The organism is Deltaproteobacteria bacterium (assembly GCA_005879795.1).
Taxonomy (GTDB): Bacteria; Desulfobacterota; Binatia; order DP-6; family DP-6; genus DP-6.
Genome location: VBKJ01000014.1, coordinates 1 through 8,423, shown reverse-complemented (window position 1 = coordinate 8,423; position 8,423 = coordinate 1). Strand labels below are relative to the sequence as shown.

10 protein-coding genes are annotated in these 8,423 nt (G+C 70.3%); 9 read left to right on the top strand and 1 reads right to left on the bottom strand.

Annotation, left to right across the window (positions count from 1 at the left end; translation table 11 throughout):
* Positions 1-136: 136 nt before the first annotated feature.
* The 5 genes from E6J59_00600 to E6J59_00580 all read left to right on the top strand — a co-directional run bounded on the left by E6J59_00600 (position 137) and on the right by E6J59_00580 (position 3,083).
* Entirely contained in the window at positions 137-391 is a 255-nt protein-coding gene (locus E6J59_00600; GenBank protein TMB24263.1) for a hypothetical protein, read from the top strand.
* An 89-nt stretch (positions 392-480) separates the two neighbouring features.
* Positions 481-639, top strand: coding sequence for an ABC transporter permease (locus E6J59_00595; protein TMB24262.1), 159 nt, complete (start codon positions 481-483; stop codon positions 637-639).
* Positions 640-1,124: 485 nt separating this feature from the next.
* A complete protein-coding gene (locus E6J59_00590) occupies positions 1,125-1,904 on the top strand; it encodes a hypothetical protein (GenBank protein ID TMB24261.1) in 780 nt (259 codons plus the stop codon).
* 3 nt (positions 1,905-1,907) lie between these two features.
* Entirely contained in the window at positions 1,908-2,558 is a 651-nt protein-coding gene (locus E6J59_00585; GenBank protein TMB24260.1) for a hypothetical protein, read from the top strand.
* 147 nt (positions 2,559-2,705) lie between these two features.
* Positions 2,706-3,083: a hypothetical protein gene (locus tag E6J59_00580; protein TMB24259.1), complete on the top strand. Its 378-nt coding sequence runs from the start codon at positions 2,706-2,708 to the stop codon at positions 3,081-3,083.
* Positions 3,084-3,086: 3 nt separating this feature from the next.
* Here E6J59_00580 and E6J59_00575 read toward each other — a convergent pair whose 3' ends face one another.
* Positions 3,087-4,733, bottom strand: coding sequence for an acyl-CoA synthetase (locus E6J59_00575; protein ID TMB24258.1), 1,647 nt, complete (start codon positions 4,731-4,733; stop codon positions 3,087-3,089).
* Positions 4,734-4,955: 222 nt separating this feature from the next.
* Here E6J59_00575 and E6J59_00570 point away from each other — a divergent pair, with 222 nt between their 5' ends.
* From E6J59_00570 to E6J59_00555, 4 genes are all read left to right on the top strand, one after another.
* Positions 4,956-5,969, top strand: a complete 1,014-nt coding sequence (locus tag E6J59_00570; GenBank protein ID TMB24257.1) for a zinc-binding dehydrogenase — start codon at positions 4,956-4,958, stop codon at positions 5,967-5,969.
* Positions 5,963-6,571 (top strand): glutathione S-transferase family protein, encoded by a 609-nt coding sequence (locus tag E6J59_00565; GenBank protein ID TMB24256.1) that lies wholly within the window; start codon positions 5,963-5,965, stop codon positions 6,569-6,571. The genes E6J59_00570 and E6J59_00565 overlap by 7 nt, the downstream gene beginning before the upstream one ends.
* A 200-nt stretch (positions 6,572-6,771) precedes the next feature.
* Entirely contained in the window at positions 6,772-7,446 is a 675-nt protein-coding gene (locus E6J59_00560) for a PTS sugar transporter subunit IIA (protein TMB24255.1), read from the top strand.
* An 84-nt stretch (positions 7,447-7,530) separates the two neighbouring features.
* On the top strand, positions 7,531-8,423 hold an 893-nt coding region (locus E6J59_00555), incomplete at its 3' end, for an APC family permease (protein ID TMB24264.1).

The following is an 8,423-nucleotide window of genomic DNA, read 5'->3' as shown; positions in this document are numbered from 1 at the left end:
CCCGTCCGGCCGCGTCCTTTCCCTGCCTCGCGGTGGGTCATCGTCGATCCCTCCCGGGTCGTAGGGACTGCGCCGTCGGGGTCGCGCATTGGGGCGCGCCCTTGGGGCGGCTTCCCCGCCATGCTATGCGACCGCGATGGAACTCCGCGGCGCGGTGGCGCTGGTGACGGGTGCGAGCCGCGGCGTCGGGCGCGCCTCGCGCTCGCCCAGGCCGGCGCGGACGTCGGGTGCGCCCGCGACCGACTCAAACCCGCTCAAGCTCCCGGGCACCATCGACGCCACGGCGCGCGAGGTCGAGGCCCGCGGGCGGCGCGCCCTCATCGCCGCGCGCCCCGCGACCGACAACGCCCGCAGGGCGATCGTGGCCAGCGTCGGATCGGGGCGCTACTGACCTTGCACTCAGCCATTATTGGCGTTCTTGGGGTTGCCTTCGCCGTGACGACCGGACTCGCACTCGCGACCCTTTGGGGGGGATCGACCATGGAGGCCGTGCTCGGTTGGCCCGTCGGCGTGTCGCTCCCGTTGCGGACGATCCTCGGCACGGTGATCCTCGGGATCCTCGTGTGCGCCATTGCAGCCATCCCACCCGCGCGCTGCGCGATGCAGCTCGCTCCCGCTGACGGGCTTCGCTGCGATTAGGCACATCAACCCCGCCGCGTCGCTGGAGCCGTCGAGCGCAACCGTCTCGGACTTGGCTGACCCGAAGATGTTCTGACGGCCCATGTGCAGGGGGCGGCCCGCCGCGAGGAACGTAAGTCCGTGTGAACGGAACCGTCAACACGCCCCCCTTCCCAGCGAGGCCCCACCTACACGCCCGGTCCCTTCGCCCGCCGCCGAGGTCGAGCTACACACCGAGTGCTGGTAGGTGTCGGGCCTTACGGGAGGCCAGATGCTGTACATGATCATCGAGCGCTTTCGGGACGGCGACCCGCTGCCGGTGTACCGGCGCCTTCGCGACGAGGGCAGACTCGTGCCTCAGGGGCTTCGATACGTGGCGAGTTGGGTCACGGAGGTCATTCCGGTGGTCACGTCGGCCGAAGCCGGCAGCCACCGTCGCCCCTCGACTGTGAAGCCGCTCAGAACGGTCTGTCCAGGCGATCCATTCGCGTGCTACCTTGAAGCCCATGGCCTGGCGGCTGCTGGCCGTCCTGCTCGTCCTGACCGGGACCGCTTGGTCGGCACCCATCGTGATCAAGTGCTACGACGGCTCTTCGTCGGCCTCGGTGCGGTGGTCGAGTCGAAGCACCGCCCGCGTCGGCGTCTGTGACCTCGACCACGACCTCGACGGGCGCTGTCAGTTCCGCGTGAGCCTCGGCGCGACCGGCCGGGAGCGTCCACACGTGTTCGAGAGGACGCTACCTGCCGGTCATCGGAAGCGCGTGCAGTACGCCGACACGACCGCCGTGCTCAAATGCCTGGCTGGCCCGGAGCCGCCGCCGAGTCCCCCTCCGGTGGAACCGCCACCCGGTGCTGTCACCTACACCTGTCGTGATGGGGTGCTCGTGGAGTCCAGCACCGACCCGGTGTGCGATGTCGATCAGGCATGCGACGACACCTGCACCTTCGGCTTCCACTGTCCCACCTGTTGCGGGTGTCTCGCCCCGTGCTTCTCGTCAGGGACGCCGTATCGCATCCCGGTACCGGTCGGAGAGCAGCGCGTGCTGCCTGCCTGTGAGCGCGGTGGACGCCCGGCTCTCGTCCTCGAATGCCAGCCGCATCCGGCTGGCGTCACCTGCCCAACTACCACAACGACCACCCTACCCGTGGGAAGCTGCGTTACGGACGCGGACTGCGCGATCTTCCCGCCGGAGTGCCAGCACTGTGAGCTTGGCGACTGCGAAGGGTTCCCCACGATCAACCCGAACGGCTCCATCTCGAACGTCGTGTGCCCGATCCCACGGTAGGTCATGTTGGTGCGCGCGATACTCTGTCCTCTTGCCAACGTCCTCATTTTGGCGATTCCAACACTTGCCGCCGCCATGGAGCAGCCCAGCGTAGTCGCCAGCGGTGAGCCCCGCGTTGAACTAATCGGCCACGAGCACATCGTCGTTCTTCCGAAACCGATGAAGAAGGCCCTTGATCGGTTCAACCCCAAGTTCACCGTATGGCGCGAGCGAGATTACTGTTCGTGGTACGCGAAGGAATGCACGACGAGGCAGACGCCATTCGCGGTCATCGGAGACTTCAACGGCGACGGCGTTCTCGATGTGGCCTTGCACGGACATGACGAGCATCGGGGTCTCATTGTCACCGTACTCTCGAAGGATGGGAAGTTCGTCGTCGTGCCGATTGACAAGGGGGGTGTGACCGACCCACGGGAGGACGGCGAGTGGGAGGAGAACAAGAAGGTCTGCGAGGGCCTGACCTTCTACCTGCGGCTTCTCAAGGGACCCGTCCAATTCCCGGCATACGTCTACAACGACGAGCTACCGCCTTCGGAGCAGGTTGGCCCGCTCGACCTGCGCACCGATGGCGTCATGCTCGGCATCTCCGACAAGGGCGGCGTCCTCTACTACTGGGACGGCAGGGTGTTTCGGACGTATCCGCTCGGGTGCTGAGCCGAGATCACCGGCGCAACGGTTATTTCTCACCCACGCGAAGTGGATTCGCCCGGTGGGGCGGGGCGCGGTCAACGCCCTGGCGATCAGTTCCGTAGTGTGACAAGAGACGCAGTGGTAGCAAATGCCAGCAGGAGGACGCTGGGGATGGCCGAACCCGTGGAGGATCCGGAGACGATAATCCGTGAGTTTTGCGCTAGTTGGCCCGAGCGCAGCGTTGACCGCTTCCTCGACTTCTTCACCGAGGACGCGGTTTACCACAACATGCCGCTCGAGCCCGTCACCGGGAAGAACGGCATCCGCGAAGTGCTGAACCTCTTCCTGCCCGCCCAGGAGATCGAGGCCGAGGTCGTCCACCTGGCGGCGCGCGGCAACCTGGTCTTCACCGAGCGCATCGACCGGTTCCGCTTCGGCGACAAGCGGGTCGCGCTCCCCTGCGCGGGTGTGTTCGAGATCCGCGACGGCAAGATCGCCGCCTGGCGCGACTACTTCGACCTCGCGACCTGGCAGCGGCAGACGGCGTAGCGCTCAGCCCGCCGGCAGCCCCCGCGCCTCCATCGCCCGCGCGCGCGCCCAGCGGTAGTCCGGCTTGCCGCTCGGGCTGCGCACCATCTCGTCGACCAGGACGGTCGTCCTGGGAAGCTTGTAGCGCGCGAGATGCTGCGCGGCGAAGGCGACCAGCTCCTCCGGGCTCGGTTGCGCGCCGGCGCGCGGCTGCACGACGGCCGTCACGCGCTCGCCGAAGCGGTCGTCGGGCGTGCCGACCACGACCGCGTCGTAGACCGCGGGGTGGCGGCGGAGGACCTGCTCCACCTCCTCGGCGTAGACCTTCTCGCCGCCCGTGTTGATCGACACCGAGCCGCGCCCGAGGACGATGATCGTGCCGTCGGCGAGGATGCGGGCGTGGTCGCCGGGCACCGCGTAGCGCGTGCCGCCCACCACCGGGAAGGTGCGTGCGGTCTTGGCGGCATCCTTGTAGTAGCCGTGCGGGACGTGGCCCGCGCGCCCCACCCAGCCGATCTCGTCCGAGCCGGGCTCCACGAGTCCCGAGAAGTCCTGCTTCAGCACCACCGCGCCCGGAATCGCGAACGTGCCCGTGCTGACTGCCTCGCCCCCGCGGCTCGCGTGCGAGCCCTGCGCGCCGGTCTCGGAGGCGCCGAAGCCGTCGACCACGGTCACGTGCGGGAGGTGCTCCAGGAACGCCTGCTTGTTGTGCGGCGAGAGGATGGCGCCGCCCGAGCCGAGCACGAAGAGGCGCGAGAGGTCGTACTTCCGGCGGTCGAGGTCGTCGAGGAGCGGGCGCGCGAAGGCGTCGCCGACGATGGCGAGCGTGCTCACGCGCTCGCGCTCGACCGTGGTCCAGATGTCCTCGGGGTCGAGCTTCTCGGGGTTGCCCTGCAGCACGACCGTGCCCCCCGTGTGGATGGCGCCGAAGGCGACCCACTGTGCCGCGCCGTGCATGAGCGGCGGCACCGGCAGGGTGCGCGTGTAGGTGCCGTGCTCGGCCTCGGCGACCAGGGCCTCGATGCTCGTCGGCCCCTCGAAACCGGGAGCCCCGCCGGTCATGGCGGCGTGGAAGATGTCGTCCTGCCGCCAGAGGACGCCCTTCGGCGCGCCGGTCGTGCCGCCGGTGTAGATGATGTAGAGGTCGTCGGGCGTTGGCCTGACCGGCGGCCCCGCGGGCGAGGCGGCGGCGAGCGCCGCCTCGTAGTCGAGGGCGCCGGGGAGCAGCCGCTCGCCCGAGCCGTCCGCGACCTGGAGGAGCAGGCGCAGCTTCGGCAGGCGGTCGCGGATGCGCGCCAGGGTCGGCGCGTAGCGCGCGTGGTAGACGACCGCCACCGCGTCGGCGTCGTCGAAGAGGTAGCAGAGCTCGTCGTCCACGTAGCGGTAATTCACGTTGAAGGGCGCCGCGCGCGCGCGGTAGCAGCCGAGCATGCCCTCGATGTACTCGGGGCAGTTGAGCAGGTAGAAGCCGACGTGGTCCTGGCCCGACTCGTGGTTCGCGAGCGCGGCGCGCTCGCGGCGGCAGCCGAGGCCGTGGGCGTGGAGCACGCTCGCGAGGCGGCGCATACGATCGGCGACCTGCGCGTAGGTGAGCCGGCGCGTGGGGGTGACGATGCACTCGCGGTCCGGGTAGGCGGCGGCCAGCGCTTCCAGGATGAGCGCGTGATTCACGCGCCGAGAGAAGCACGGTCCGCGCCGCGCGCGCAACAGGGTGCGCGGGCTCGTGGCGCGGGCGACCACCCGGCTCGCCGCGAACGCGACGGGCTGGAGGAGTATCAGACCCGCGGGCTGCCGCCCTCTCGCCCGAGGGTGGGCCTGATGCCGTCTACGCCCCGGGGGTTGCGCCCGGGGGGTTTGACGCCCGGGCGCGGCCCGCGCTACTCCCCGGCCCGCATGCGCGCGGTCTGGATCACGCGTACCGGGCCGCCCGAGGTGCTCGAGGTCCGCGACGGCCCGGACCCGGTCGCCGGGCCCGGCCAGGCGCTCGTCCGGGTGCGCGCGAGCGGCGTCAACTTCGCCGACGTGATGGCGCGCCTCGGTCTCTACCCCGATGCGCCGCCCCGCCCGTGCGTGGTGGGCTACGAGGTGGCGGGCACGGTCGAGCGCCTCGGTCCCGGCGCCGACGGCGCCCTCGCCACGGGCCAGCGCGTCATCGCGCTCACCCGCTTCGGCGGCTACGCCGAGGCGGTCGCGGTGCCCGCGGCGCAGCTCTTCCCGATGCCGGCGCGGATGAGCTTCGAGGAGGGCGCGGCGATCCCGGTCAACTACCTCACAGCCGTCCTAATGCTGCGCCACTTCGGCAACGTGAAGCGCGGCGAGCGCGTGCTCGTACACGCCGCGGCGGGCGGCGTCGGCATGGCGGCGATCCAGCTCTGCCGGATCGCGGGCGCCGAGGTGATCGGCACCGCCTCGGCGGCGAAGCACGCCCAGCTCCGCGAGGCGGGCGTCGCGCACGCGATCGACTACCGCACGCAGGACTTCGCGGCCGAGGTGCGGCGGGTGACGGGTGGCCGCGGCGTCGACATCGTGCTGGATGCGACCGGCGCCTTCCGCCAGAGCTACCGCTCGCTCGCCCCGCTCGGCCGGCTCGTGTGCTTCGGGCTCTCGGGCGCGGCGACGGGCATGGGACCGAGCCGGCTCGCAGCCCTGAAGCGCCTCGCCACGCTGCCCTGGTTCCACCCGATCCGCCTCATGAACGACAACAAGGCGGTGATCGGCGTGAACCTCGGCCACCTCTGGGACCGGGTCGAGCTACTGCGCGGCGAGATGCTCTCGCTCCTCGCCGACTACGAGGCGGGGCGCATCCAGCCGGTGGTCGGGAAGACGTTCCCGCTCGTGGAAGCGGCCGCCGCGCACCGCTTCATCCAGGAGCGCCGAAACGTCGGAAAGGTGATCCTCACATGCTGAAGCTCCACTACCACCCCCTCTCGACCTACTCGCGCCGCGTGCGCATCGCCTGCCTGGAGAAGGGGATCGAGGTCGAGCTCGTCGAGCTCGACATGGCGAAGGGCGCGCACCGCGGCCCGGACTACCTCCGGAAGAACCCCTACGGCCGCGTACCGACGCTCGAGGACGACGGCTTCGTCCTCTACGAGTCGACGGCGATCCTCGAGTACCTCGAGGCGACGCACCCCACCCCCCCGCTCGTGCCCGCCGACGCGCGCGGCTGCGCGCTCGTCGCCATGCACATGAAGCTCTGCGACATCCAGCTGGCGCGCCAGACCGGCATCATCATCTTCCCGAAGCGCTTCCTGCCCCGGGAGCGCTGGGACGAGGCGGCCATGGCGCAGGCGAAGAAGGAGATCGAGAAGCATCTCGCGATCGTGGAGCAGCAGCTCGCGGGCAGGGAGTGGATGGTGGGCGGCCGCTACTCGCTGGTCGAGGTCTGCTACGCGCCCTTCGTCGAGTTCTTCCCGCTGATGGAGATCACGCCGCCGCCCGCGGTGGCGGCCTGGGCGGCCCGCATGCTCGGGCGCCCGAGCGCGCGGGAGACGAAGCCGGCGGCGTGACTCGCTTGCGGGTGATCGTGTAGCCCGGCTGGTACGAGCCGCCGGTCACGACACACACCTCGCCGCCCGGCGGACCGGCCGGGCGTGCAAGATGCAGGATTGCGTTGCAGCCTGCAGCATCGACCCTGCCCGCGGAGCCCATTAGTGCAACGTGTACGGCCCGTCCCTGGCGGCATGCGCGGTGCAAGCTGCCGCTCCAGATGCAGAGCGGCGACGTCGCCGGATGCCTGGCGTGGCTCGCGCTCGTGGGCGGGTACGTGGATGCCGTCCGGCGGCTGGGTCGAGTCGCGAAGGAGCCCCCGGCCCCTGCGCGCGGCGGCCGGCGCCCGCTGAAGCTCGTCCGCCCGGCGAGCCGCCCCTTGCCGCCGCGGCCGACCGTCCCGAGGAGGATGATGACGATCTCGATCCTGCTGACCCCTGATCTCGTTCTTCCCGCGCTCCCCGCTCGGGCAAAGGCGGAGGTGCTCGACACGCTCGCCGCCCACGTCGGGCGGGCTCATCCGCACGTGGATGCCCACCGTCTGGCCAGCGCGCTCCACGAGCGCGAGCGGCAGTCGACGACCGCGTTGGAGAACGGCATCGCCATCCCACACGTGCGGCTCGCCGGGCTGTCGGCCCCGCTCGCCGCGCTCGCACGGACCACCTCCGCCATCGCCTGCGGCGCGGTGGACGGGCGGCCGACGCAGCTTTTCCTGCTCCTCGTCGTCTCCGCCGAGCAGCCGGCCGGCCTCCTCCGGCTGCTCGCGAAGGCGGCCCGGCTGCTCAGCGACGCGCGCTGTCGCGCGCGGCTCCTCGCAGCGCCGTCGGCCGGCGAGCTGCTCGCCGTGCTGCGCGAGCACGAGGAGCGCGCCCAGCGCAGCCTGCACGCCGCCTGATTTCCCGTGGCTGCTCCCGAGCCATCGCCCGCCGCGGCCCCGGCCGCCACGCCGCGAGCGCAGATCATCGTCGTCACGACGGCGATGCTGGTCTTCATCTCCTTCTGGCGCGCCGCCGCGATCGTGCTCTGCGACATGGCGTCGACGGTGTACTACATCGGCGGCATCGTCGAGCAGGCGATCGGCAAGGCCGCGCCCTGGTACATCGGCGCGGTCATGCTGTTCGCATATGCCGTGCGCGGCATCTACATCGAATCGTGCGCCATGTTCGTGCGCGGCGGCGTCTACCGGGTCGTCAAGGAGGCGATGGGCGGGACGCTCGCCAAGCTCTCGGTTTCGGCCCTCATGTTCGACTATGTGCTGACCGGCCCGATCAGCGGCGTGTCGGCGGGCCAGTACATCGTCGGGCTCGGCAACGAGCTGCTCCACCTGCTCCATCTGCCGGTCGCGATTCCGACCGCCGCCGGCTCGGCCGCCATAGCCATCGCGATCACGCTCTACTTCTGGCACCAGAACATCCTCGGCATCGAGGAGTCGAGCGACAAAGCGATGAAGATCATGGGCGTCACCACCGTGATGGTCGTCGTCATGATCGCCTGGTGCGGCGTGACGCTCTGGCAGCGCGGGGCGACGCTGCCGCCGTTCGAGCTTCACCTGAGCGACGAGGCGCTCGGCTGGCTCGGCGGGACGGGATGGGAGAAGCGGCTCGGCGCGCTCGGCATCCTCATCGCCTTCGGCCACTCGATTCTCGCCATGAGCGGCGAGGAGTCGCTCGCGCAGGTGAACCGCGAGATCGCCCATCCCAAGGTGCCGAACCTCATCAAGGCGGGTTTGATCATCTTTGTCTTCACGATGCTCACGACGGGGCTGGTCTCGTTCTTCGCGGTGATGATCATCCCCGACGACGTGCGCATGAGCACGTACAGCGACAACCTGGTCGGCGGACTCGCCATGTACATGGTCGGCCCCCTGTCCGT